The organism is Mycobacterium paraseoulense (assembly GCF_010731655.1).
GTDB classification, from domain to species: Bacteria; Actinomycetota; Actinomycetes; order Mycobacteriales; family Mycobacteriaceae; genus Mycobacterium; species Mycobacterium paraseoulense.
The window spans coordinates 5,781,889-5,805,765 of record NZ_AP022619.1 but is presented as its reverse complement, the minus strand read 5'-3'; the positions used below and the strand labels follow the sequence as shown (position 1 = coordinate 5,805,765).

The window sequence follows — 23,877 nt, the reverse complement described above, 5'->3', positions numbered from 1 at the left end:
GGCCGCTGTGTTTCGGCGGGATTAACGTCCCGCTCGGCGTGTTAGGGCTTTCAGCCGAGCAGAGCGTCGACGAATGCGGCCGGCTCGAACGGTGCCAGATCGTCGGGACCTTCCCCGAGGCCGACCAGCTTCACGGGCACCCCGAGTTCCTGTTGGACGCGGAAGACGATGCCGCCCTTGGCCGTTCCGTCGAGCTTGGTCAGCACGGCGCCGGTGATCTCGACGACTTCGGCGAACACCCGCGCCTGGGCCAGCCCGTTCTGCCCGATGGTGGCGTCGAGCACCAGCAGCACCTCGTCGACCTCGGCCCGTCGTGTTACCACGCGCTTGACCTTGTCGAGCTCGTCCATCAGTCCGACCTTGGTGTGCAGCCGGCCGGCGGTGTCGATGAGCACCACGTCGGCGCCCGAGGCGATGCCCTTGTCGACGGCGTCGAACGCCACCGATGCGGGGTCGGCGCCTTCGGCCCCGCGCACCACCTCCGCGCCGACCCGGGACGCCCAGGTCTGCAGCTGGTCGGCCGCGGCGGCCCGGAACGTGTCGGCGGCGCCGAGCACGACGCGGCGCCCGTCGGCCACCAGCACCCGGGCCAACTTGCCGACGGTGGTCGTCTTCCCGGTGCCGTTGACTCCCACGACCAGCAGCACCGACGGGTGGTCGGCGTGCGGCAGGGCGCGGATCGAGCGGTCCATGTCGGGGTGCAGCTCCCGGATCAGCACGTCACGCAGGACGGCCTTCGCGTCGGCCTCGGTGCGCACGGCGCTGCCGGCCAGCCGGGCGCGCAGCTGCGACATCACCGACTCGGTGACCACCGGGCCCAGGTCGGCGACCAGAAGCGTGTCCTCGACGTCCTGCCAGGCGTCTTCGTCCAGGTCGCCGCCGCCGATCAGGCCGAGCACGCTGCGCCCCAGCGCGTTCTGCGACCGGGCCAGCCGGCCGCGAAGTCGCTCCAGCCGGCCCTCGGGCGGCGCGATGGCCTCGATCTCGGGGGCCGCCGGCGGCTCGGGGGTCTCGGGGGGCGCCGGGGCTACCGGCGGCGGGGCGAGACTCTCCGGTGCCTGCGGTTCGGGGAGCTGAACCTCGGAGATGGTGCGCCGGGGCGCGTCGTGCGGAATGGTGGCGTCGTCGCCCACCGCGGGCAGGCCGGTGGTGTCGAGCCGGTCGGCCGTTGAGGTCTGGCTGAAGGTGATGCCCGACGACGCGGTGTAGCCGCCCGACCGGTCGATCGCGCCGGGCTCCGGCTTGGCCGCGAAGCTGATCCGCCGGCGGCGGTAGCGCACCAGGCCTGCGACCAGCGCGGCGACGAGAACCAGGACGGCTATGACCGCGACGGCGATCCAAAGACCTTGTGACACGCTGACATTGTTTCAGGGGCATGAGGCCACGCGGTCGGCGCGGGGTCGACGCCGCTAGGAGGAGCTGGACACCAACTGCTCCACCTGCTGCCCGCGCATCCGCTGCGAGATCACCGCGGTGATGCCGTCGCCCTGCATGGTCACGCCGTACAGCGCGTCGGCGACCTCCATCGTCGGCTTCTGGTGCGTGATGATGATCAGCTGCGACCGCGCCCGCAGCAGCTCGAACAGGCTGATCAGCCGGCGCAGGTTGGTGTCGTCGAGCGCGGCCTCCACCTCGTCCATGATGTAGAACGGCGACGGGCGGGCGCGGAAGATGGCGACCAGCATCGCCACCGCGGTCAGCGCCTTCTCGCCACCGGACAGCAGCGACAGCCGGGTGATCTTCTTGCCCGGCGGACGCGCCTCCACCTCGATGCCGGTGGTGAGCATGTCGTCGGGGTCGGTGAGCCGCAGCCGGCCCTCGCCGCCGGGGAACAGCACGGTGAAGACTTCCCGGAATTCGCGTTCCACGTCCACGAAGGCGTCGCTGAACACCTGCAAGATCCGGGCGTCGACGTCGGCGACGACGTCGAGCAGGTCCTTGCGCGCCGCTTTGACGTCCTCGAGCTGGGTGGACAGGAAGTTGTAGCGCTCCTCGAGCGCGGCGAACTCCTCGAGCGCCAGCGGGTTGACCCGGCCCAGCTCGGCCAGCTCCCGCTCGGCGCGTTTGGCCCGGCGCTCCTGGGTGGCGCGGTCATACGGCATCGGTGCGGGCGCGACGACTTGCTCACCGCGTTCGCGGGCCTGCTCGAATTCGGCCATTTCGAGCTCGGTGGGCGGCAGTGCCACGTCGGGCCCGTACTCGGCGATCAGGTCGGCCGGTGCCATGCCGAACTGCTCGAGCACCATCTGCTCGAGCTGCTCGATGCGCATCGCCGCCTGCGCGTTGGCCACCTCGTCGCGGTGCAGCGAGTCGGTGAGGGTGGCCACCCGGGCGCTCAACGCGTTCACCTCGTCGCGCACCGCCGCCATCGCCGTCGCACGCTGCTGGCGTTCGGCCGCCAACGCGTCGCGAATCGTGGACGCCGCCGCGACCACCCCGTCCAGCCGCCGGGCCAGCAGCCGTCCCGAGTCGGCCACCGCCGCGGCGACGGCGGCCGCGCGCACCCGCGCCTCGCGCGCTTGCTGGGCCCGCAGCCGCGCCTCGCGTTCCGCCGCGGCGGCGCGGCGCAAGGAATCCGCGCGCCCACGCACCGCGTTGGCCCGCTCCTCGGCGGTCCGCACCGCCAACCGGGCCTCCACCTCGGCGCTGCGGGCGCCTTCGGCCGCGGCGGCGATCCGCTGGCGCACCTCCGCATGGTTGGGCTGTTCGGCATGCACGTGCTGCGTCTCTTGCGCGTTGCGCAGCCGGTTTTCCAGCTCGGTGACTTCGTCGACGGTCTGCGCGCGGCCCGCTTCGAGCTCCTCGCGCTGCCGCAGCAACCGGTTCCACTCGTCTTCGGTCGTGCGGGCTTCCTGCCCGAGCCGGCCCAGCTGCTCGTACATCGCCGAGATCGCGGTGTCGGATTCGTTGAGCGCGGCCAACGCCTGCTCGGCGGAGTCCTGGCGGGCGGCCTGCTCGGTCAGCGCGCCGGACAGCGCAGCGGTCAGCTGGGCGACCTGCGATTCCGCGGCGGCCAGCTCGCTGCCCGCCTTGTCGATTTCCGAGGTCACCTCGAGCGTGGACAGCTTGCGGTCGGAGCCCCCGCTCACCCAGCCGGCGCCCACCAGGTCGCCGTCGAGCGTGACCGCGCGCAACTGCGGGCGGGCCGCCACCAGCTCGAGCGCCTGGCCCAGGTCCTCGACCACCGCCACGCCCGACAGCATCGCCGTGATGGCGCCGCGCAACCGCGCGGGCGCGTCGATCAGGTCCAGCGCCCACAGCGCGGTGCCGGGCAGGGCATCGCGCGACGCGGGGTGATCGGCGGGCCAGTCACCCAGCACCAGCGCCGCGCGTCCGCCGTCGGCCTGTTTGAGCGCGGCGACCGCGGACCGGGCCGCGCCGAAACTCTCGGCGGCCAGCGCGTCGGCCGCCGAGCCCAGCACCGCGGCCAGCGCCGCCTCGTAGCCGGAGCGGACCTTGACCAGCTTGGCGATCGGCCCGAAAAGCCCTGCGCCAGAATGATTTTCGGTAAGCCAGGCCGCGCCGTCCTTGCGCTCCAGCCCGACCGCCAGCGCGTCGATGCGGGCCCGCAACGAGGCCACCCGGCGTTCGGCGTCGCGTTCGGCGGCCTGCAGTTCGGCGACACGTTCGTCGGCCAGTCGCAGCGCGGCCACGGTCCGCTCGTGGTGCTCGTCCAGGCCCACCTCACCCTGGTCGAGTTCACCGACGCGTCCCTGCACGGTCTCGAATTCCGCCTTGGACTGCTGCGCGCGGGCGGCGGCCTGCTCGATGCGTTCGGACAGCCGCGCGACGCTGTCGTCGATCGATTCGACGCGCGCCCGCATGGTCTCCACCTGACCGGCCAGCCGCGCCAGGCCTTCACGCCGATCCGCTTCGGCCCGCACCGCGGCCAGGTGGGCGCGATCGGCCTCGGCGGCCTCGCGCTCGCGTTCGGCCAATTCGGCCCGGGCGGCTTCGAGGCGGGTGCGCGCCTCGGCCAGTTCGCCCAGCAATTGCCGCTCGGCCACCGCGACCCGCTCGGCCTCGGCCTCCAAAGCGTCGGGGTCGGTGTCGCTGGGTGGCGCCGGTTCCAGGTCGAGGTGATGCGCGCGCTCGCTGGCGATGCGGACCGTCGCGGCCACCCGTTCGGCCAGCGCGGAGAGCCCGAACCAGGTGTGCTGCACCGATTCGGCCCGCTGCGAGAGTTCGGCGACCGCCGCCTCGTGCGCGGTGAGCTCCTCGGACGCCACGGCCAGGCGGGCGGCGGCCTCGTCGTGCTCGCGGCGGATGGCGGCCTCGGCCTCGAAGATGGCGTCGCGCTCGGTTTGCCGGTTGACCAGGTCGTCGGCGGCCAGGCGCAACCGGGCGTCGCGCAGATCGGCCTGGATGGTCTGGGCGCGGCGGGCCACCTCGGCCTGGCGGCCCAGCGGTTTGAGCTGGCGGCGCAGCTCGGTGGTGAGGTCGGTGAGGCGGGCCAGGTTCGCCGACATCGCGTCGAGTTTGCGGAGGGCCTTTTCCTTGCGCTTGCGGTGCTTGAGCACCCCCGCGGCCTCCTCGATGAAGGCGCGACGATCTTCGGGGCGCGACTGCAAGATCTCGTCGAGCTTGCCCTGCCCCACGATGACGTGCATCTCCCGGCCGATCCCGGAGTCGCTGAGCAGCTCTTGCACGTCCATCAAACGGCAACTGGCGCCATTGATTTCGTATTCGCTGGCGCCGTCCCGGAACATGCGCCGGGTGATCGACACCTCGGAGTATTCGATGGGCAGCGCGTTGTCGGAGTTGTCGATGGTGACGGTTACCTCGGCGCGGCCCAGCGGGGCGCGCGACGAGGTGCCGGCGAAGATGACGTCTTCCATCTTGCCGCCGCGCAGCGTCTTTGCTCCCTGCTCCCCCATGACCCAGGCCAGGGCGTCGACGACGTTGGATTTCCCGGACCCGTTGGGCCCGACGACCGCGGTGATCCCCGGTTCGAAACGCAGAGTCGTCGGCGATGCGAAGGACTTGAAGCCCTTCAGCGTCAGACTCTTGAGGTACACGGCCAGCCAGACTACCGGTCAGCCGGGCTCGTCCCGCGTCCTCGCCGGAGTGTCGGCGGCCCGGAATCGGGCGGTCGGCACGGCGGCCACACGAGCCACATCCGTCACTCCGAGACCCGCAATACGTGCGTACGAAACGTGATAGCGCCGGCGCTATCACGTCGGCGATCGGGCCGTAGCCGCCCACGGTGATGCCCCTGTGGCTGATGTGATCAGCGCTCGACGAAACCCTCGAACGGCTCCCGCGGCTGCGACCAGTCGGCGACGACCTCGTCGACGCGGCCAGGTCTCGACGGCCAGGACTCGCCGCCCTTGAGCAGTGCCAGCAGCTTCTCACCGGCCTCGCGGGGTCCCTGGGCGACCACCAGGACGCGGCCGTCGGCCTGGTTGGCCGCGTACCCGGCAAGGCCCAGCTCGAGTGCCCGGCACCGCGTCCACCAGCGGAAGCCGACGCCCTGGACCTCGCCGTGCACCCAGGCGGTGAGCCGGACGTCAGGATCCGACATCGGTCACCTTGAACTCGACCCGTGTGCCGGCCTTCAGGGTGCGCCCGACGGTGCAGACCAGGTCGATCGCCCGGTCGACGACGGTCAGCAGCCGCTCCTTCTCCTCCGGCGACAGCCCCGAAAGGTCGAGCTCGAGCGTCTCTTCCAGCAGTGGATAGACCTCGCGTTCACGGTCGGCATCACCGGAGACCCTGACCACCGCTGTGTAGTCGTCGCCGAGCCGGCGCGCGAGCGGCTGGTCGCTGGACATCCCGCTGCACGCGGCGAGCGCGATCTTCATCAGCTCGCCGGGGGTGAACACGCCCTCGACGTCCTCCGAGCCGACGAGTACCTTCGCACCGCGCGAGCTATGCCCGGTGTAGCGGCGCGATCCGGTGCGCTCCACCCATAGTTCGGTCATGCCCTACTTCTTACCGGGCGGCGCGCGCTCGGCGTCGCGGGCATACTGCGTTTGATGGCCACCGTGGTCGCATTCCACGCACACCCGGACGACGAGGTGATCCTCACCGGGGGCACGCTCGCGCGTGCGGCCGCAGGCGGTCATCGCGTGGTCGTCGTCACCGCGACCGACGGGCGGATTCAGAACGACGAAAGTGGTTTCCGCCTGGACGAATTGCAGTCGAGCGCCAGCATTTTGGGTGTCGATCGGGTCGAGTGCCTCGGCTACGCCGACAGCGGTTACGGCCCGCTGTTCTACCCGGATCCACCGGGACGGGTGCGCTTCGGGCGAGCGGACGTCGAGGAAGCGGCGCAGCGACTCGCGGCGATCCTCGGCGAGGAAGACGCGGACCTGCTGCTCAGCTACCCGCCCAACGGCGGCTACGGCCACCGAGATCATGTCCAGGTGCATCGCGTCGGCAAGCGGGGCGCCGAACTCGCGGCGACGCCGCGCGTGCTGGAGGCGACCATGCCGCGCGAATTACTGGTGTGCATCGGCCATCTCGCCCGTCTGTTGCGGCTCCCGGCGCCCTACGAGCCGGACGTCGCCCGCACCGCCTACACGCCCCGGGCGAACATCACCCACCACATTGACGTCTTCCGTTTCGCCCGGCAGAAGCGAGACGCCTTCGCCGCCCACCGCTCTCAGATCGGCGAATCCGGTGTGGGGGCGCGCATGTACGGGGTGCTGCTTCGAGTGCCGCCCCAGGTGTTCGGCCTGCTGTTTCCGCGCGAGTGGTTTGTCGACCCCGCCCTACCGGCCGGCGCTGCCAGCCGGGACATCTTCGATTGAGTGCTCCCTCAGCGGACGATCAACGACAGCAGCTTCTTGCCCAACGAGATTGCGGTCGAACCGTTTTCGCACGCCACCACGACTCGCTCGTCAAACCGCCGCCGCAGCTCGCGCTCGAATACATCCCGTAGTGTGGACGACGCCGCCGGGCATCCGTCGCACGCGCCGACCATTCGCACGGTCACGGTGTGGCCGGCGACCGAGACGAGCTCGATCGACCCGCCGTGCGAGGCGGCAAGCGCCCCAACGGGTCCCGCAAGCAGTTCCGCCGCAACGCTTTCCAGATCCGGGCCGGATGATTCATCGACCGCCCAGCCCTGGGGGTCGACCAGCGCCTCGCCGAGTGCCTCGCGAACGTCGTCTCCCAGCTCACGCCAGCTGTTACCCACGCCGAGTGTGATCAGGATGTCGTCGGCGCCCACCACGATCTCGGCGACCGTCCCGCTGCCCAGCATTGCGCCCAGCCTGCCCGGGGCCCGCCGCACGGTGCCGCGCGCAGGCAGCCGGTCGGGGGGGACCACCCAGCGCAGCTGGGCCGGATCGGAGGTGGCCGTGGCGTGGATCGGGATCATGCGCCGACGCCGATCGCGATCGACCGGGCCGCGAACGCCATCGTCCACGCCAGGATGAACATGTAGCACCAGGCGAAGGCGGGCCACCGCCACGAATTGGTCTCGCGGCGCATCACCGCGACCGTGGACATGCATTGCAGCGCGAAGATGAAGTACGCCATCAGCGCGATGACGGTCGACGAGGTGAACACCTTGTGGCCGTCCTCGTCCGCCATGCTGACGAGAGCCTCATGCGGGTCCTCGGGATTTGTCGCCGCCGACACCTGGCCCAGCGTCGACACGAAAACCTCACGCGCCGAGAAGGAACCGAGCAGTGCGACGTTGATGTGCCAATCGAACCCCAGCGGCTTGAACACCGGCCCGATCGCCTTGCCGACGTCGGCGGCGTAACTGTGGTCCATCACGTAGGCGGTGGTCTCCGTCGCCGACATGTGCGCGGTTTCCGCTTGGCGCGCGGGCAGATTCAGCAGCACCCACAACACCACCGACGTGCCCAGGATGATGGTTCCGGCCTTGCGCAAGAACACCTTGGCCGAATCCCACATCGTGATGACGACGTTTCTGACCGACGGGAAGCGGTACGGCGGAAGCTCCATCGTGAACGGCAGCAGGTCGCTGCGCAGGATCGTCGACTTGAACAGCGACGCGGCGATCAGCGCGGAGGTGCCGCCGCACAGATACAGCAGGAACATCGCGACGCCCTGCGCGCTCAGGCCCCACCACTGGGTCTGCGGCGAAACCAGCAGCCCAACCAGCAGGGTGAACACCGGAAGCCGGGCCGAGCACGTCATCAGCGGCGCCGTGATGATGGTGGCGATCCGGTCGCGCGATGACGGCAGCGTCCGGGTGGCCATGATGCCCGGGATCGCGCACGCAAACGACGAAAGCATCGCGACGAAGGCGCGACCCTCCAATCCCGTCGCGGCCATCACCCGGTCCATCAAGAACGCGGCCCGCGCCATGTAGCCGACGTTCTCCAACAACGCGATCAAGAGGAACAGCAACACGATCTGCGGGATGAACTGAAGCACCGTGCCCACGCCCCCGATGAGGCCCTGGCCGAGCAGGCCGCGCACCACATAGTTGCCCACGTGATCGCTGACCAGTGCGCCCAGCCAGCCGAGCCCTTGACTCACGCGGTCCTGCAGGGGCGCGGCGACCGTGAAGACGACCTGAAAGAAGCAGAACATCACCGCGAAGAAGATCACGGTTCCCCACAACGGATGCAGGACGATCGCGTCGATCCCCCGCGTGCGCCGATCCGGCCGCGGCGCAACGTATCCGGCCGCATCCAGCACGGACTTGCCCCAGGCGTCGATCGCGTCGTCGTGACGCGGGGGCAGGATCGGGGGGCGTGACCACCGGTCGAAGGACACCAGTTGGGCGCGCAGCGTGTCGATCCCAGCCCCCCGGTGCGCGATCAAAGGGATCACCGGAATGCCCAGCGCCGTCGCCAGGGCGTCGACGGAGATGCCGCCCCCGCGCGCGGTCAACTCGTCGGTCATGGTCAGCGCCAACAGGCACGGAACGTCGAGCCGCAGCACCTGCGCCACGAGCGTGATCGAACGGTGCAGTGTGGTGGCGTCGGCTACCAGGACAATCGCGTCGGGTGGGTCGGCGTCGGCCATGTTGCCCGCCAGCAGATCGGACACGACCCGTTCGTCCGGGCTGATGGGCTCGAGGCTGTAGGTGCCCGGCAGATCCTCGACGGCGATCTCGAGGCCGTCCACCTTCGTGATGCCGACGCTGCGCCCGACGGTGACACCCGGATAGTTGCCGGTCTTGGCGCGCAGCCCGGTCAGGTGGTTGAACACCGACGTCTTGCCCGCGTTGGGGCTGCCCACCAGAGCGACGCGTGCCACGCCCGCGACCGCGACCGCGGCACCGCCCTCCTCGTGGCAGGCCGTCATGCGGGGCTGCCCGGATCGACTTCGATCAGTCGCGCCTCACGCCGCCGCAGGCACAGTTCGGTGTCTTGAACCCGGTAGATGGTCGGGTCGCCCATCGGGGCGCGCCGGATCACCTCGACGCGGGACGCCGGCCGGAATCCCAGCTGCCGCAGCCGGCCCGCGACCACGGGTGACGCCGCCGGCGTCACGCCCACAATCGTTGCCCGCTGGCCCGGCGCGAGCTGAGCCAGCACGGTCGGCGGGCCCGGTGCGTGAAGTGACTTCCGCACTAGCCGCCCCGACGCCACAGGTTCACCATGCCACCCAGGATAACGATGAAAGGTGAGGGTAACCTCACCTTCTTCGGAATCGGTTCCGCAACCGCCTTCGAGTGTGCGTCCTGGGCGGTGCCGCTCGGCGTGTCGCCGCCGTGGGCGCACACCCGAAACCCCACGAGCACGCTCAAGGCCGTGGCCTCGGCTGACATTTCGGGCAGTAGAACGACGACCGGTTCATGAACTTCTCCCGGCGCATCACCGCGCCGCAGCGACGGCAGCTCTGCCCGTCGCGGCCGTAGGCGTCCAGCGACCGGTCGAAGTAGCCGGATTCCCCGTTGACGTTGATATACAGCGAGTCGAACGACGTCCCGCCCTGCGCCAGCGCATCGCGCATCACGTCGGCCGCCGCGTCCAGGAGGGCGCCCAGCCGGCCGCGGCTCAGCGTCGCGGCGATCCGGGCGCCGTTGACCTTGGCCCGCCACAGCGCCTCGTCGGCGTAGATGTTGCCGATGCCCGACACCACGGTTTGGTCGAGGAGCTGCCGCTTGATCTCGGAATGCTTGTGCCGCAACACGTTCACGACGCCGTCGCGGTCGAAGAGCGGGTCCAGCGGGTCGCGTGCGAGGTGTGCGACGGGCGTAGGCACCACGCTGCCATCCACGCCCACCAGATCGGCGAGCATCCACCCGCCGAAGGTGCGCTGATCGGCGAAGCTCAGCACGGTCCCGTCGTCGAGCAGCGCGGAGATGCGCACGTGGTCGGCGCGCGGCACCTCCCCGAGCAGCATCTGCCCGCTCATACCGAGGTGGACCACCAGCGCCGTGTCCGATTCAGACGGCGCGGCCCCGGTGTCGAGCAGCAGCCACAGGTACTTGCCACGCCGGTCGGTGCCGGTGATCCGGGCGTCGAGCAGCCGGGCCGTGAGGTCGGCGGGCCCGGCCTCGTGCCGGCGCACCGCGCGTGGGTGGTGCACCCGGACGGCCTTGATCGTCCTGCCCACGACGCGGGCCTGCAAGCCGCGGCGCACCACCTCGACTTCGGGGAGCTCGGGCATCTAGTGATGATCGCAAGCGCGGCGAAGCCGGGCGCGGCGGGTCATCACCATAGATCTAGACGGACGTTTTCCCCGCCGGGTCGAGCGATTCCAGCGTCTTCCACGTCGCCGCCGCGGCCTTCTGCTCGGCCTCCTTCTTGGAGCGGCCGACACCGGACCCGTATTCGGTTTCCATCACCACGACGACGGCGGTGAACTCCTTGTCGTGGTCCGGACCGGTGGAGGTGACGACGTAGGACGGCGCGCCCATGCCCCGCGCCGCGGTCAGCTCCTGCAGGCTGGTCTTCCAGTCCAGCCCGGCCCCCAGCGTCGGCGCGGCGTCGAGCAGCGCGCCGAACAGGCGCAGGATCACCTCGCGGGCCGTGTCGATCCCGTGCTGCAGGTAAATGGCGCCCAGCAGCGATTCCATCCCGTCGGCCAGGATGCTCGACTTGTCGGCGCCGCCGGTGTTGGCTTCCCCGCGCCCGAGAAACAGGTGGGCGCCCAGGCCGTCGGCGGACAGCTTGCGCGCGACGTCGGCCAGCGCCTGGGTGTTGACGACGCTGGCCCGCAGCTTGGCGAGGTCGCCTTCCGACCGGTCGGGATGCCGGTGGTAGAGCTCGTCGGTGACGGTCAGGCCCAGCACGGCGTCGCCGAGGAATTCCAGACGCTCATTGGTGGGCAGCCCGCCGTGCTCGTAGGCGTAGCTGCGGTGCGTCAGGGCCAGCGTGAGCAGTTCTTCGGGCAGCTCGACCCCGAGCGCGTCGAGCAGGTCTTCCCGCGACGTCACTGCTCACCCCGCGGCGCGTCGGGCTCGGGAAACATGCCGGCCAGTTTCGCCCACCGCGGGTCGATGCGGTCATGGTGGTGGCCGGGCTCGGCGGCGAGGGGCACGCCGCATTCGGGACACAGGCCCGGGCAATCGGGCGTGCAGACGGGCGAGAACGGCAGCTCGAGTCCCACGGCGTCGACGATCGACTGCTCGAGGTCGAAGGTGTCGTCAACGATGTGACCGACCTCGTCCTCCTCGGTGGTCGCCTCGGTGGTGCTGTCGGGGTAGGCGAACAATTCGGTCAGCTGGACCTGCACCCGACCGTGGACGGGGGTCAGGCAGCGGGCACACTCGCCCACGCTGGGCGCGTCGACCGTCCCCGTCACCAGCACGCCCTCGGAGACCGACTGGACCTGCAGGTCGAGCTCCAATGGAGCGCCCGCCTCGATCGCGATCATGTCCAGCCCGATGCGCGTGGGGCTGGGCACGGTCTTCCGCAGAGTCACCATCGCCCCGGGGCGACGCCCGAGCCGGCTGATGTCAACCGTCAACGGGGAGCTGAGACGGCGCTGCGAGGTAGTGCTGTGCTGCCGCGTCATATGAGAAATCCTACGGCGCGAACCGCACAATTCCAGGGCGCGGCCGCCCGGCTGACGCGCTAACGCACCGCGTAGTCGTGCGTGCCGGCCGCCGTCCGGAGCTGGTGGCGGCCGCGGCCGACCGAGCGCAACGTGCCGTTGAGGAACTCCTCGAACTCCGCGAGCTTGTTGTCGACGTAGATGTCGCATTCACCGCGCAGCCGATCGGCCTCGGCGTGCGCCGAGTCGATCAGGCGCGTGGCCTCGGCGTTCGCCGCTTCCACCACGCTGTTCTGCGACACCAGGCGCTGCTGTTCCTTGATGCCCTCTTGCACGGCCTTCTCGTAGGAGATGTTGCCGTTCTCGAGCAGCCGGTCGGCCTCGGCCTGGGCGCGGCCGACGCTGGCCTCGTACTCCCGCTTTGCCGCCGTGGCGATGCGCATCGCCTCCTCGCGGGCCTCGCCGACCATCCGCTCGCTGTGCTGGCGCGCCTCGCTGACCATGCGGTCGGCCTGGGCTTTCGCGTCGGACAAGAGCCGGTCGGCCTCGGCGCGCGCGTGGTTGAGCATCGACTCGGACTCGGTGGTCGCCGAGGAGACCATGGAGTCGGCGTGCGACTTGGCGTCCTGCAGCATCGAGTCGCGCGCGTCGAGCACGTCCTGGGCGTCGTCGAGCTCGCCCGGGATCGCATCCTTGATGTCGTCGATCAGTTCCAGCACGTCACCGCGCGGCACGACGCAGCCGGCCGTCATGGGAACGCCGCGTGCTTCTTCAACGATGGCGCTCAGTTCGTCGAGCGCTTCAAAGACTCGGTACACGGCCATTTCCTCCTGGCGTCTGCAAAAACCTGTTGTTACCAGTGTGCCTGGTGTTGCGCTTGTGACAGTGGTGGCGAGGCCGGTGTGTCGGACATTCGACCGGACCACCACCCGGTTGCCCTGTTGCGGCCATTCTAGGGATCGCGCCGGCTCTCTGCCCTGGCCAGAACGCTTTAGCCCGTTTGACGTATACCCCACAGGGGTATAGTTTGGGACGCCGGGGGCACCACAAGGGGAGGATTGGAGCACTCGTGCTAGCAGCGGTCGGACACGCCTTGGCGGTGGCGGGATCGATGACGTGGGAAATCCTGTGGGCGCTGATCGTGGGGTTTGCCCTGTCGGCGGTGGTGCAGGCCGTGGTGCGACGCTCGACCATCGTGGCGCTGTTGGGCGACGACCGGCCGCGCACCTTGGCGCTGGCCGCCGGCCTCGGCGCGGCATCGTCGTCGTGCTCCTACGCCGCGGTCGCGCTGGCGCGGTCGCTCTTCCGCAAGGGCGCCAGCTTCACCGCCGCCATGGCGTTCGAGATCGGTTCCACCAACCTGGTGGTCGAACTCGGCATCATCCTGGCCCTGCTGATGGGTTGGCAGTTCACCGCCGCGGAGTTCGTCGGCGGCCCACTGATGATCGTCGTGCTCGCCGTCCTGTTTCGGTTGTTCGTGCGCTCGCGGCTCATCGACGCCGCCCGTGAACAGGCCGACCGCGGGATCGCCGGCTCGATGGAAGGCCATGCCGCGATGGACATGTCCATCAAGAAGCAGGGCTCGTTCGCTCGTCGGCTCTTTTCCGGGGAGGGCTTCACCTCCGTTGCCCATGTGTTCGTGATGGAGTGGTTGGCGATCCTGCGTGACCTTGTGCTGGGCTTGTTGATCGCGGGGGCCATCGCGGCCTGGGTGCCCGAAAAGTTCTGGCAATTCTTCTTTTTGGCCGACCACCCGGCCTGGTCGACGATATGGGGCCCGCTCGTGGGACCGATCGTGGCGATCGTGTCCTTCGTCTGCTCGATCGGTAACGTGCCACTGGCGGCGGTGTTGTGGAACGGGGGCATCAGTTTCGGCGGCGTCATCGCGTTCATCTACGCCGACCTGCTGATCCTGCCGATCCTGAACATCTACCGCAAGTACTACGGCACCAGGATGATGCTGACGCTGCTGGGCACCTTCTACGCCGCCATGGTCGCCGCGGGCTATCTGGTCGAAGTGATCTTCGGCGCAACGCATCTCATTCCGAGGGAGCGCAACGCCACGGTGATGGAAGCGGCGGTCTCGTGGAACTACACGACCTGGCTCAATATCGCCTCCCTCGCCGTGGCGGCCATCCTGGTCGCCCGATTCGTCGCAACGGGCGGAATTCCGATGGCACGGATGATGGGCGGCTCACCCGACGGCGGCCACGACCACGCATGCCACTGACGGCGCGTCAAATCTTTTGCGCGAGTGTGCATCGATGGCGATTTCGCGGGATTTTTGTCGGTTCTCCGGCCTACCGAGCCACGAGCCGTAACCGCTGACATGCGTTGCAGCGCAAGGCTTTACGATCGGCCCGCGAGCTTCTCGCGCAGTCGGCGGTTGACCGGTTCGGGCAATAGCTGCGAGACGTCGCCGCCGAACGTCGCGACCTCTTTGGCCAACGACGACGACACGAACGAATACCGCGGTGTCGTAGCGACGAAAAAGGTATCGACACCGGCGATGTGCTTGTTCATCTGCGCCATCTGCAGCTCGTACTCGAAATCGGTGCCGGTGCGCAGCCCCTTCACGATTGCGGTCATCCCCTGCGACCTGACGAAGTCCACCACCAGACCCTGCCCGGCCTCGACGCGCAGATTCGGCAGGTGTGTCGTCGACTCGGTGATCATCGCGATCCGCTCGTCGAGGTCGAACATGCCCTTCTTGGCGGGATTGGTCAGGATCGCCACCACGACCTCGTCGAACTGGGCCGACGCCCGCTCGAAGACGTCGATGTGGCCCAACGTGACTGGATCAAACGACCCGGGGCATACCGCGCCACTCATGTCGAAAGACGCTACACGCCCGCCTCAGCGTCGTTCGGCCATCTCCAGCCGGGTGTCGCCGTACACGCGCGGCGGCCACACGGACCAGCCGGCCGGCCAGGTCAATGGCGCACCGGCCGCCGCCCGCTCCATCACCGCCACGGTTCCGGCGTCCACCCAACCGTGGGTGACCAGAGCCGCCAACACCGCCTCCACCTCGGCGTTCTCGACGTCGTAGGGCGGGTCGGCCAGGACGAGGTCGACCGGCCTCGCGGTCCCGGCCGCCAAAACGGTTGCGACCGCGCCGCGGCGCACGGTCGCACCGGTCACACCCAGGGCGTCGATGTTGCGTGCGATGACCGACGCGCTGCGCTGATCCGATTCCACGAACAGCGCCGAAGCCGCGCCGCGGGACAGCGCCTCCAATCCCAGTGCGCCCGAACCGGCGTAGAGGTCCAGCACGGCGGCGCCGCTCAGGTCATGGCGCGCGGTCAGGATGTTGAAGAGCGACTCACGCACCCGATCGGTCGTCGGTCGGGTACCCCGTTGCGGGACGGCGATGCGCCGGCCGCCGGCCACCCCGCCGATGATCCGGGTCACGTGGCACCACTTAGAGCAGCGTCGACCAATAGTCCCAGAACCGCGCCATGATCAGCAGGAACACCGCGGTGAACCACAGCGCGGTGACGGACCACCGCCATTGGTACAGCGCCCACGCCACACCGTGCCCCCGGCGCTGCAGCGCCGGGCGGCACGCGATCGACGCGACGACCACCAGCAGCGTTATGGTGGCCGCCCAGACGACCATGCAGTACGGGCACAACGCCCCGATGCTGTACAGGCTCTCGTAAATCAACCAGTGCACGAAGGCCGCGCCGATCAGCAGGCCGGCCGTCAGCCCGATCCAATACCATTGCGGCAACGCCACTTTGGTCACCGCCAGCAGCCCGGTGACGACCACCACGGTGAACGCCACCAGGCCGAGCAGCGGGTTGGGGAATCCCAGCAGCGACGCTTGCGGCGTGACCATCACCGAGCCGCACGACAGGATCGGGTTGAAGTTGCACGACGGCACGTACGCCGGGTTGAGCAGAAGGTCGATCTTCTCCACCGTCAGCGTCGCGGAGGCGGCCAGGCCGATCACACCCGCGATCAGCACCCACCACGCGCTGGGCGCCGGTACGCGCGCTTCGGGGCGCGATTGCGGTGTCAGGTCGTCGGTTTGGGCTGACACCGGGGTGGTCACGCGGCCGCGGGGGCCACGGCGCCGTCGATGCCCGGCACGTCGCCCACGATGCTCTTGATCTTGGCGACCAGCGCGTCAGGCGTGGACGGGTCGTAATCGTCGCCGTTGATCTTGATGGTCGGCGTGGCGTTGATCTTCGCGGCCGCCGCCTCAGCGGTGACCTTGGAAATGTACTTTCCGCTGTTGATGCAGTCGGGCACCTTGCCCACCACGCCGGCCTCACGGGCGAGCTCGATCAACCGCGCGTTGTCGGGGAAGCTGCTGCCGCGCTCGCTGGGCTGAAGGTCGGTGGTGAACAGCGCGGTGTGAAACCGGCGGAACGCGTCGATGGACTCGTCGGCCACGCACAGGGCCGCGGCGCCCGCCCGCGACGAGTAGTTCTGGTTCCTGGAGTTGTCGAGGATCGACACCATCGAGTAGTCGGCCGCAATGGCGCCGACGTCGATGAGCCTGGACACCGTCGGGCCGAACGTGCGCTCGAAGTTGCCGCAGGCCGGGCACAGGAAGTCCTCGTAGAACGTGACCACGGCCTTGGGGTTGGTGGTCCCGGGCTGAGTGACCAGCTTGCTCGACGTCACGCGCACCGTGTCCCCCGCGCCGATGGCGGCGGTCTTCTTGTGGTGGGTGACCACGATGTAGGAGACCAGCGCAACGAGGAAGATGACGACGACGGCGGTCCCGCCGATTTGAACGAGTCGGCCCGATTTACCGTCGGCCGCCTTCATGTCGAAGCGCGGAGGGCGTTTGGGTTTGTCGGCCACAGTCTGGGTGATCCTTCGGTACTCGGGGTGTCGTTCGCAGGCGCCTCTAGGTTACCGGCGCCCGCCGTGCGCCAGGTCAGACCCGGCTCAGGTGGGCACGCAAAGCCGAAATCAACTCGGTGGTCGCGGCGGCGCTGCCGCCGCCGAGCTTGAACAGATTCGCGAAGCCGTGCGTCAACGACCCCATGCACCGCAGATCGACGGGGGTTCCGGCGGCCTGCAGGGCCGCCGCGTAGCTCTCGCCTTCGTCGCGCAACGGATCGAAACCGGCGACCGCGATCAGCGCGGGCGCGAGCCCCGCGAGCGACTCGGCCAGCAGGGGCGATACCCGGGGATCCGCCCGGTCCACGCTCGAACGCCTCAGGTATTGCGACTCGAACCAATCGATGTCGCGCTTGGTCAGCAGGAACCCACGGGCGAACAGGCTCAGTGAGCGGGTCTGGGTGGTGAAGTCGGTCCGCGGGTAGATCAGCCACTGCAGCACGGGCGCGGGGACGCCCTCGTCCCGGGCCAGCTGGCAGACGACGGCGGCCAAGTTACCCCCCGCGCTGTCGCCGCCCACGGCGACCCGACCGGGCGCGGCGCCGAGTTCCCCGGCGTGGTCGTACGCCCACCGGAAGGCGGCGTAGGCGTCCTCGACCGCGGCCGGCGCGGGGTGCTCGGGGGCCAGCCGGTAGTCGATCGACAACACGTGGACGCCGGCGTCGCGGCACGTCAACCGGCACAGCGCGTCGTAGGAGTCCAGGTCCCCGATCGACCATCCGCCGCCGTGGTAGAAGACCAGCAGCGGCGCCGATGCGCCATTGACGGGACGGTAGTGCCGTGCGGGGATCTCGCCCGCCGGTCCGGGCAGCGCCAGGTCCTCGACGTCGACGTGGATCTGCGGGCCGGGAAGTTCGAGCGACAGCTGGCGCATCTGGGCGCGGGACGCGACCGGGTCATCGTCGACGACCAGGCCGTCGATGCCGACCGCGCGCAGACCGGAGAGCATCAACTGAAGCGTGGGATCCAAGGTGTTGCCGTCGATGGTCACCGAGCGGCCCCCGAACAGCGCGCGCTTGGCGGGCGTCGGAATCCATGGAATGACCTTGACGCCGATCGTGGAGACCGCGCCCTGCAAGCGACTGGCCAGGCGCATCGGCGCGTGCTTCGGTCCCAGGTGTAGGTCCGGCGCGGGCACGCTCTTGGTCATGGGCACTCCCTCGAATGAACGTCTTTCGGCCCCGGACGCCCCCGAGCGGTGCGGCTGGGGCCGCGCTCCGCACCGGTCACCGGCAAGGCGGTTACCGGGCCCGGTGTGCCGTGTGACAACTCTACGTGGTGACGAATTTGTGGAATGCAGGCCACGGCCGGATATCACCGCAGCCACCCCGGTGTTGATGAGGTGGTATTTTCCAGCTCGGTAATATCGTGATCCCCAAGCCGAACCGCCTAATGGATTGCGAGCAGTTTCGACGTGTTCATTTCGAACCCATCGCCTCGAACTCAGCGCCGATGCAACGGCGTCGATCCAATGGCGTCGATCTCCTCGCTCGATGACGGCACCGGGCTCGGTCCACGAACCTTCAATTTCACAGGCAGGTGAATGACATTGGCTGGCGAGTCGGGCGCGGCCGTGCCCTCGATAGCTCTTAATGACGAAAACACGATGCCGGTACTTGGCCTTGGCGTCGCCGATTTATCGGAGGACGAGACCGAACGCGCGGTCTCGGCGGCGCTGGAGATGGGCTGCCGGCTGATCGACACCGCCTCCGCCTACGGCAACGAAGCGGCCGTCGGCCGCGCGATCGCGGCCTCCGGGATCCCGCGCGCCGAACTGTTCGTCACCACCAAACTCGCCCCCGCCGACCACGGTTTCCTGCGATCCGAGGAGGCCTGCAAAGAGAGCCTGGAGCGGTTGGGCCTCGACTATCTCGACCTGTACCTGATTCACTGGCCGGTGCCGTCCCGCGGTGAATATGTGAACTCCTTCGGGGGGCTGATCCAGTGCCGCGGCAACGGGCTGGCCCGTTCGATCGGCGTCTCCAACTTCACCGAAGTGCATGTCACCGACATCATCGACCTCACCTTCGTCACCCCGGCGGTCAATCAGGTCGAGCTGCACCCGCTGCTCAACCAGGACGAGATCCGCAAGGTCGACGCGGAACACAACGTCGTCACCCAGGCCTACACGCCGCTGGCGTTGGGCAAGCTGATGGACAACCCGACGGTGACGTCGGTCGCCGGCGAATACGGTAAGACGCCCGCCCAGGTGCTGCTGCGGTGGAACCTGCAGCTGGGCAACGCGGTCGTCTTCCGGTCCGCCAAGCCCGAGCACATCGCCGGGAACCTCGACGTGTTCGACTTCGAGTTGGCCGCCCAGCACATGGACGCGATCAACGGGCTCAACGACGGCACCAGGCTGCGCCCGGACCCAAACACCTTCGAGGGCGTCTGACCTAGGCCGCCGGGCAGGTGGCGGCCGCCTGACGCAATACCCCGGTCGAGGGCTGGTCCACCGGTAGCGAATAGCCGCGCAACACGGCGATGAACTGCATGGCGTACTGGCAGGCGAACGCGGCGTTGGGCGGCATCCATTGCGCGGGGGCCGCGTCGCCCTTGTCCTGGTTGGCCTGCCCGTCGACGGCCAGCAGGTTGGCCGGATCGTTGGCGAACCGCAGGCGCTCGTCGGCGGGCCACGCGTAAGCGCCCATGTCCCAGGCGTAGGCGAGCGGGACGATGTGGTCGATCTGCACCGCCTCGCCGACCTTGGCGCCGCGCTGGAAGTCGATGGTCTTGTTGGTGTACGGATCGTGCAGGGTGCCGGTGGCCACCGCGTCCGGACACCGTTTGGTCGACACATACGTCTTGTCGACGAGGTCGCGGTTGAGGATGTCGTCGCGGGTGTCGCAGCCGTTGTGCCCGAGCGGGGCATCGTTGTCGTCGGTCCACGCGTCGCCGAACGCGGCCCGCCGGTAGTCATAGCGGTGGGCCCGCAGCGGCAGCACCGCGATGTCCGCGAGCACATCGGTGCCCGGCTGCACCGTCGGAACGTCGGCGCGCGCCGCGTATTCGGCGGCGTGCCTGGCCGTCGAGGATCCGACGGTCTGGTAGGCCACCAGCAGTGTGAGTGCCGCGACCGCGCACAACCACAGCAGCACCCTGCGATTCACGACTTGTCCAGGTATTCGATCCGGTCAGTGGTGACGAAAGGCGCTGCGAGCAAAGCCAATTCGGGGCTTTCCGGGTCGGCTTCATAGGCGCGGACGCAGAAGTCGCGGGCGGCCTCGATGACGTCACGGTGATCGGCCAACGAGAGCAGGCGCAGGTTGATGGCGCGCCCGGACTGGTTGCGGCCCAAGACGTCGCCCTCCCGGCGCTCCTTGAGGTCGAGGTCGGCGAGCGCGAATCCGTCCAAAGTCGCGGCCACGGCGGAAAGCCGCTTGCCCGCCGGCGATTCCGGTGACACCCAGCTCGCCAGCAGGCACAGGCTGGGATGCTCGCCGCGGCCGATGCGGCCCCGCAGCTGATGCAGTTGGCTGATGCCGAAGCGATCGGCGTCCATCACCAGCATCAAGGTGGCATTGGGGACATCCACCCCCACCTCGATCACGGTGGTGCACACCAGCACATCGATCTCACCGGCCCGAAACGCCGCCATCGCGGCGTCCTTCTCGTCGGCGGACAACCGCCCGTGCATCAACCCCACGCGCAAATTCGCGAGCTCCCCCGAACGCAGCCGGGCGTAGAGACCCTCGGCGGTTTCCGACGGCCTGATGTTCTGCTCCCGATTCTCGGCATCGTCGGTCTCGTCGATCCGGGGCGCCACCACGTAGGCCTGGCGGCCGGCCGCGACCTCTTCGACGATGCGCCGCCACGCACGCTCGAGCCACGCCGGCTTCTCCTTGACGAAGATGACGTTGCTGGTGATCGGCTGGCGCCCACGCGGAAGTTCGCGCAACGTAGAGGTTTCCAGGTCGCCGTAGACGGTCAGCGCGACCGTGCGCGGAATCGGCGTCGCCGTCATCACCAGCAGGTGCGGTGTGACACCGGGACGGGCCTTGGCCCGCAACTGGTCTCGCTGTTCGACGCCGAACCGGTGTTGCTCGTCGACCACCACCATGCCGAGGTGGTGGAATTCCACCGCGCCCTGCAACAGCGCATGGGTGCCGACGACGATCCCGGCCTGGCCGGTGGCCACCTCGTCACGGACCTGCTTCTTCTGCGCCGCCGTCATCGACCCGGTGAGCAGCGCGACCCGGGTGGCGTTGTCCGCGCCGCCGAGCTGGCCCGCCATCGCCAACGGGCCCAGCACATCGTTGATCGACCGCATATGTTGGGCGGCAAGCACTTCCGTGGGAGCCAGCAGCGCACACTGGTAACCGGCGTCCACCAGCTGGAGCATCGCCAGCACCGCGACGATGGTCTTCCCCGACCCGACCTCACCCTGCAGCAGGCGGTTCATCGGCCGGGTGGCGGCCAGCTCCTTCGCGAACACGTCGAGCACTTCGCGTTGTCCCGCGGTCAGCTCGAACGGCAACCGCGCCAACAGTTCCGCGGCCAGGCCGTCGGGGCGCGGCGGTGCCGGCGGTCCCGATTCCGACAGCTCGCTGTGCCGCCGGGCCACCAGCGCCCACTGCAACCCGATGGCTTCATCGAAGGTCAGGCGTTCCCGGGCCCGCATCCGCGCCGGCTCGTCTTCGGCCAGATGGATGTCGCGCAACGCCTGATCCTCGGAAACCAGGCCGTAGCGGCCGCGCAGGTCGGCGGGTAACGGGTCATCCACTGGGTCCAGGACGTCGAGCACCTGGCGCACGCACCGGAAGATGTCCCAGCTTTGCAGCTTCGTCGTCGCCGGATAGATCGGAAAGAAGGCCCGCTCGAACGCCGACATCTGCAGCTCGCCGGTGGTGGCCTGCGAGGCGATGGCGATGTTCTTCAGTGAGCTCGTGCCGCGGTTCTTGCCATCCGGGGAGTCGAGGATGAGGAAGGCCGGATGCGTCAGCTGCATGACGTTCTTGAAGAACCCGACCTCGCCGGAAAGCATCACCTTGGTGCCCTCGGTCAGGCCGTTCTTCAGGTAGTTCGCGTTGAAGAAGGTCGCGGTCACCTTGTTGCGCCCGGCGCCGAGGGTGATGCGGTGGCAAACCTTCTTCGGGGTCTTCTTCATCGGCCAGGTCTTGGTCTCGGTGATGGTGTCGACGATCGTGACGTGCTCGCCGGCCGGCGGACGCTGGTCGTCGGACTCCCAGCGGGTCGCGCCCTCGGTGTAGCTGCGTGGATAGTGGCGCAGTAGATCGTCGACGGTACGGATGCCCAACTCCTCGTCGAGCTGATCGGCGGCCTTGGCGCCCACCACGAAGTCCAGCCGGTCGCGCAGGGACGCCACCGCTACTCGACCCCGATCAACAACGCGTCACCGCGATGGCCGGTGCGGTACGTGACCAGCTCCGTTCCGGGGTGGTGATCGTGCATGTGTTCTGCCAGCGTGTCGCCCAAGGCCGCGGCCTCGTCGTCCGTTTCGACGCCGGCGCCCACCAGCACCGTCACCAGGTCGCCACCGGAGGCCAGCAGCAGATCGAGCAGACCGATAGCCGCCGCGGTCGCGTCGGGGGCCACGATCAGCACCTCGTCCCCCGCGATGCCCAGCCCGTCGCCCGGCTGGCAGCGGCCCGCCCAGGTCAACGCGCTCTCGGTTGCGATGCGCACCGACCCGTGCCGGGCGGCGCCGGCGGCCCGGGCCATGGTGTAGCCGTCGTCCACCGCCTGCCGGCCGTTTTCATGCACGGCCAGCGCGGCCAGCCCCTGCACCATCGATCCCGTCGGAATCGGAACGACGTCGATGCCCCAGCCGATGGCCGCGGTGCACCCGGCCACCAGCTCCTCTGCCGGCACGTAGCCGTTGGGCAGCACCATGACCTGCGCGGCACCGGTGTCGACCACCGCCCGCATCAGCTGATGGGCGCTGATGTTGGTGAGCGGGTCGCCGGGAGCCGAATCGCGCCGCAACACGCAGGCGCCTTCCCCGCCGAACAGCTCCGCGGCGCCGTCGCCGTCGACCACGGCCAGCACCGCGCGTTCCCGCGTCCAGCCGCCGGCCGGCAGCCCGGTGGCGCCCGAGCTCAACACCGAAATCACGATGCGGCTCGGCCGCCCGGCCGCCAGCCCCGCCTCGACCGCGGCGCCGGCGTCATCGGTGTGCACGTGTACCGAGTAGGTGCGCTCCGCCGACGACCGCGCGGCCGCGATCCCCACGGAGTCGCCCAGCTCCCCGAGCCGGTCGCGCAGCGCGTCCGCCGCGGCCGGATCGCAGCCATCGAGCCGGTACATCACCTCGAACTGCGGTGCGGGACGTTCGGCGGCGCCTTGCGGTTGCGGCGCCCGCGGCGACAGCTCGTACACCGTGCGGGCGGGTGACTGACCGGTGATCGTGGTGCGCAGGGCGTCCAGCAGGACCAGCAGGCCCCGCCCTCCGGCATCCACGGCACCGGCGTCGCCGAGCACGTCGAGCTGCTCGGGCGTCTTCTCCAGCGCCACCACCGCGGCTTCGCCAGCGGCGACGATCGCCGAGGCGAGCCCTTCCCCGGCCTGGGCGCACTCCCCGACGGCGTCGGCCGCGGCGCGCAGCACCGAGACGATGGTCCCGGGGATCTCCCGCCCGCCCATCGACGTGATGACCAGGTCCACGCCGCGCCGCAACGACGCCCCGAGGGTGGCGGCGTCGATGTCGGGCAGCTCACCGCCGGAATCGGCCGCCGCGGCGGCGGTGACGTCGGCGATGCCGCGCAGGATCTGGGACAGGATCACCCCGGAATTGCCGCGGGCGCCGTTCAGGGCGCCGGCCGACAGCGCCGCGGCGGCCTTGGCGACGCACGCCGGACCGCCCTCGGAATTGACGCCGACGTTGGCCTCGGCCAGCGCCGAGCGCATGGTGAACAGCATGTTGGCGCCGGTATCGGAATCGGCAACCGGGAAGACGTTGAGCCGGTTGATCTCGTCGATGTGGGTGATGAGGTCACTGACCGCGGTGTGCGCCCAGTCCCGCAAGGTGACCGCGTCCAGCGGACGCTCCGACGGTCCCAGTGTTACCCACCTCCTCGGTGCCTCCCAGTACCCCGCCCCCGGTGGGCGCCAGCGTAGCTCGGCGACCCGGGCGGCGGCCGCCCGTGACCACCACCCGCGGCCAGGCGACCCGGCACATTG

The 23,877-nt window shown here is 69.4% G+C and carries 22 protein-coding genes; 3 read left to right on the top strand and 19 right to left on the bottom strand.

What is annotated here, in order from left to right; genetic code table 11:
• Positions 1-50: 50 nt before the first annotated feature.
• The 4 genes from ftsY to G6N51_RS27225 all read right to left on the bottom strand — a co-directional run bounded on the left by ftsY (position 51) and on the right by G6N51_RS27225 (position 5,924).
• Positions 51-1,355, bottom strand: a complete 1,305-nt coding sequence (gene ftsY / locus G6N51_RS27240) for a signal recognition particle-docking protein FtsY (RefSeq protein WP_163750848.1) — start codon at positions 1,353-1,355, stop codon at positions 51-53.
• A 54-nt stretch (positions 1,356-1,409) separates the two neighbouring features.
• Positions 1,410-5,018: a chromosome segregation protein SMC gene (gene smc / locus G6N51_RS27235; protein WP_163750846.1), complete on the bottom strand. Its 3,609-nt coding sequence runs from the start codon at positions 5,016-5,018 to the stop codon at positions 1,410-1,412.
• Between the two features lie 212 nt (positions 5,019-5,230).
• A complete protein-coding gene (locus tag G6N51_RS27230) occupies positions 5,231-5,524 on the bottom strand; it encodes an acylphosphatase (RefSeq protein ID WP_083174017.1) in 294 nt (97 codons plus the stop codon).
• On the bottom strand, positions 5,511-5,924 hold the full coding sequence (locus G6N51_RS27225; RefSeq protein ID WP_083174018.1) for an OsmC family protein: 414 nt from the start codon (positions 5,922-5,924) through the stop codon (positions 5,511-5,513). Before G6N51_RS27225 ends, G6N51_RS27230 begins: the two co-directional genes overlap by 14 nt.
• Before the next feature lie 54 nt (positions 5,925-5,978).
• On the opposite strand from G6N51_RS27225, the gene G6N51_RS27220 reads away from it, so the two are divergent.
• Positions 5,979-6,755: a PIG-L deacetylase family protein gene (locus tag G6N51_RS27220; RefSeq protein WP_083174019.1), complete on the top strand. Its 777-nt coding sequence runs from the start codon at positions 5,979-5,981 to the stop codon at positions 6,753-6,755.
• A gap of 8 nt (positions 6,756-6,763) precedes the next feature.
• Here the strand turns inward: G6N51_RS27220 and G6N51_RS27215 are convergent, their stop codons facing one another.
• The 7 genes from G6N51_RS27215 to sepIVA all read right to left on the bottom strand — a co-directional run bounded on the left by G6N51_RS27215 (position 6,764) and on the right by sepIVA (position 12,695).
• Positions 6,764-7,327 (bottom strand): NifU family protein, encoded by a 564-nt coding sequence (locus G6N51_RS27215; protein ID WP_083174020.1) that lies wholly within the window; start codon positions 7,325-7,327, stop codon positions 6,764-6,766.
• Complete coding sequence (feoB, locus tag G6N51_RS27210; RefSeq protein ID WP_083174021.1) at positions 7,324-9,237, bottom strand: ferrous iron transporter B; 1,914 nt, start codon at positions 9,235-9,237, stop codon at positions 7,324-7,326. Before feoB ends, G6N51_RS27215 begins: the two co-directional genes overlap by 4 nt.
• Positions 9,234-9,506 carry a FeoA family protein gene (locus G6N51_RS27205; protein ID WP_232078492.1) on the bottom strand — a complete coding sequence of 91 codons (273 nt, stop codon included), beginning with the start codon at positions 9,504-9,506 and terminating at the stop codon, positions 9,234-9,236. The genes feoB and G6N51_RS27205 overlap by 4 nt, the downstream gene beginning before the upstream one ends.
• Before the next feature lie 172 nt (positions 9,507-9,678).
• The gene (gene mutM, locus G6N51_RS27200; protein WP_083174024.1) at positions 9,679-10,548 is read right to left on the bottom strand and encodes a DNA-formamidopyrimidine glycosylase; all 870 of its coding nucleotides are present in this window, start codon (positions 10,546-10,548) and stop codon (positions 9,679-9,681) included.
• A 55-nt stretch (positions 10,549-10,603) separates the two neighbouring features.
• Positions 10,604-11,317: a ribonuclease III gene (gene rnc / locus G6N51_RS27195; protein ID WP_083174025.1), complete on the bottom strand. Its 714-nt coding sequence runs from the start codon at positions 11,315-11,317 to the stop codon at positions 10,604-10,606.
• Positions 11,314-11,898, bottom strand: coding sequence for a YceD family protein (locus G6N51_RS27190; RefSeq protein WP_180134413.1), 585 nt, complete (start codon positions 11,896-11,898; stop codon positions 11,314-11,316). Before G6N51_RS27190 ends, rnc begins: the two co-directional genes overlap by 4 nt.
• Positions 11,899-11,957: 59 nt before the next feature.
• Positions 11,958-12,695 carry a cell division protein SepIVA gene (gene sepIVA / locus G6N51_RS27185; protein WP_068079496.1) on the bottom strand — a complete coding sequence of 246 codons (738 nt, stop codon included), beginning with the start codon at positions 12,693-12,695 and terminating at the stop codon, positions 11,958-11,960.
• A gap of 209 nt (positions 12,696-12,904) precedes the next feature.
• Here sepIVA and G6N51_RS27180 point away from each other — a divergent pair, with 209 nt between their 5' ends.
• A complete protein-coding gene (locus G6N51_RS27180) occupies positions 12,905-14,107 on the top strand; it encodes a permease (protein WP_142275141.1) in 1,203 nt (400 codons plus the stop codon).
• A gap of 119 nt (positions 14,108-14,226) precedes the next feature.
• Here G6N51_RS27180 and coaD read toward each other — a convergent pair whose 3' ends face one another.
• From coaD to G6N51_RS27155, 5 genes are all read right to left on the bottom strand, one after another.
• A complete protein-coding gene (coaD, locus tag G6N51_RS27175) occupies positions 14,227-14,709 on the bottom strand; it encodes a pantetheine-phosphate adenylyltransferase (RefSeq protein ID WP_083174026.1) in 483 nt (160 codons plus the stop codon).
• 24 nt (positions 14,710-14,733) lie between these two features.
• Positions 14,734-15,288 carry a 16S rRNA (guanine(966)-N(2))-methyltransferase RsmD gene (gene rsmD, locus G6N51_RS27170; RefSeq protein WP_083174027.1) on the bottom strand — a complete coding sequence of 185 codons (555 nt, stop codon included), beginning with the start codon at positions 15,286-15,288 and terminating at the stop codon, positions 14,734-14,736.
• A 10-nt stretch (positions 15,289-15,298) separates the two neighbouring features.
• Entirely contained in the window at positions 15,299-15,922 is a 624-nt protein-coding gene (locus G6N51_RS27165; protein WP_142275142.1) for a vitamin K epoxide reductase family protein, read from the bottom strand.
• An 8-nt stretch (positions 15,923-15,930) separates the two neighbouring features.
• Entirely contained in the window at positions 15,931-16,695 is a 765-nt protein-coding gene (locus G6N51_RS27160; RefSeq protein ID WP_083174029.1) for a DsbA family protein, read from the bottom strand.
• A gap of 76 nt (positions 16,696-16,771) precedes the next feature.
• Positions 16,772-17,887, bottom strand: a complete 1,116-nt coding sequence (locus G6N51_RS27155) for an alpha/beta hydrolase (RefSeq protein WP_083174030.1) — start codon at positions 17,885-17,887, stop codon at positions 16,772-16,774.
• Positions 17,888-18,286: 399 nt separating this feature from the next.
• On the opposite strand from G6N51_RS27155, the gene G6N51_RS27150 reads away from it, so the two are divergent.
• Positions 18,287-19,132, top strand: a complete 846-nt coding sequence (locus G6N51_RS27150; RefSeq protein ID WP_163750966.1) for an aldo/keto reductase — start codon at positions 18,287-18,289, stop codon at positions 19,130-19,132.
• Position 19,133: 1 nt separating this feature from the next.
• Here G6N51_RS27150 and G6N51_RS27145 read toward each other — a convergent pair whose 3' ends face one another.
• From G6N51_RS27145 to G6N51_RS27135, 3 genes are read right to left on the bottom strand one after another with little or no spacing between them, the layout of a single operon-like run.
• Complete coding sequence (locus G6N51_RS27145) at positions 19,134-19,847, bottom strand: HNH endonuclease family protein (RefSeq protein WP_083174032.1); 714 nt, start codon at positions 19,845-19,847, stop codon at positions 19,134-19,136.
• Complete coding sequence (recG, locus tag G6N51_RS27140) at positions 19,844-22,063, bottom strand: ATP-dependent DNA helicase RecG (RefSeq protein WP_083174033.1); 2,220 nt, start codon at positions 22,061-22,063, stop codon at positions 19,844-19,846. The genes G6N51_RS27145 and recG overlap by 4 nt, the downstream gene beginning before the upstream one ends.
• A gap of 2 nt (positions 22,064-22,065) precedes the next feature.
• The gene (locus tag G6N51_RS27135) at positions 22,066-23,757 is read right to left on the bottom strand and encodes a DAK2 domain-containing protein (protein WP_083174034.1); all 1,692 of its coding nucleotides are present in this window, start codon (positions 23,755-23,757) and stop codon (positions 22,066-22,068) included.
• Between the last annotated feature and the right edge of the window lie 120 nt (positions 23,758-23,877).

Excerpts from the sequence above, each read along its gene's own strand:
- G6N51_RS27230 (WP_083174017.1), bottom strand. The coding sequence starts at position 5,524 with ATGTCGGATCCTGACGTCCGGCTCACCGCCTGGGTGCACGGCGAGGTC.
- G6N51_RS27225 (WP_083174018.1), bottom strand. The coding sequence starts at position 5,924 with ATGACCGAACTATGGGTGGAGCGCACCGGATCGCGCCGCTACACCGGG.
- G6N51_RS27220 (WP_083174019.1), top strand. The coding sequence starts at position 5,979 with ATGGCCACCGTGGTCGCATTCCACGCACACCCGGACGACGAGGTGATC.
- G6N51_RS27215 (WP_083174020.1), bottom strand. The coding sequence starts at position 7,327 with ATGATCCCGATCCACGCCACGGCCACCTCCGATCCGGCCCAGCTGCGC.
- feoB (WP_083174021.1), bottom strand. The coding sequence starts at position 9,237 with ATGACGGCCTGCCACGAGGAGGGCGGTGCCGCGGTCGCGGTCGCGGGC.
- mutM (WP_083174024.1), bottom strand. The coding sequence starts at position 10,548 with ATGCCCGAGCTCCCCGAAGTCGAGGTGGTGCGCCGCGGCTTGCAGGCC.
- G6N51_RS27190 (WP_180134413.1), bottom strand. The coding sequence starts at position 11,898 with ATGACGCGGCAGCACAGCACTACCTCGCAGCGCCGTCTCAGCTCCCCG.
- coaD (WP_083174026.1), bottom strand. The coding sequence starts at position 14,709 with ATGAGTGGCGCGGTATGCCCCGGGTCGTTTGATCCAGTCACGTTGGGC.
- G6N51_RS27155 (WP_083174030.1), bottom strand. The coding sequence starts at position 17,887 with ATGACCAAGAGCGTGCCCGCGCCGGACCTACACCTGGGACCGAAGCAC.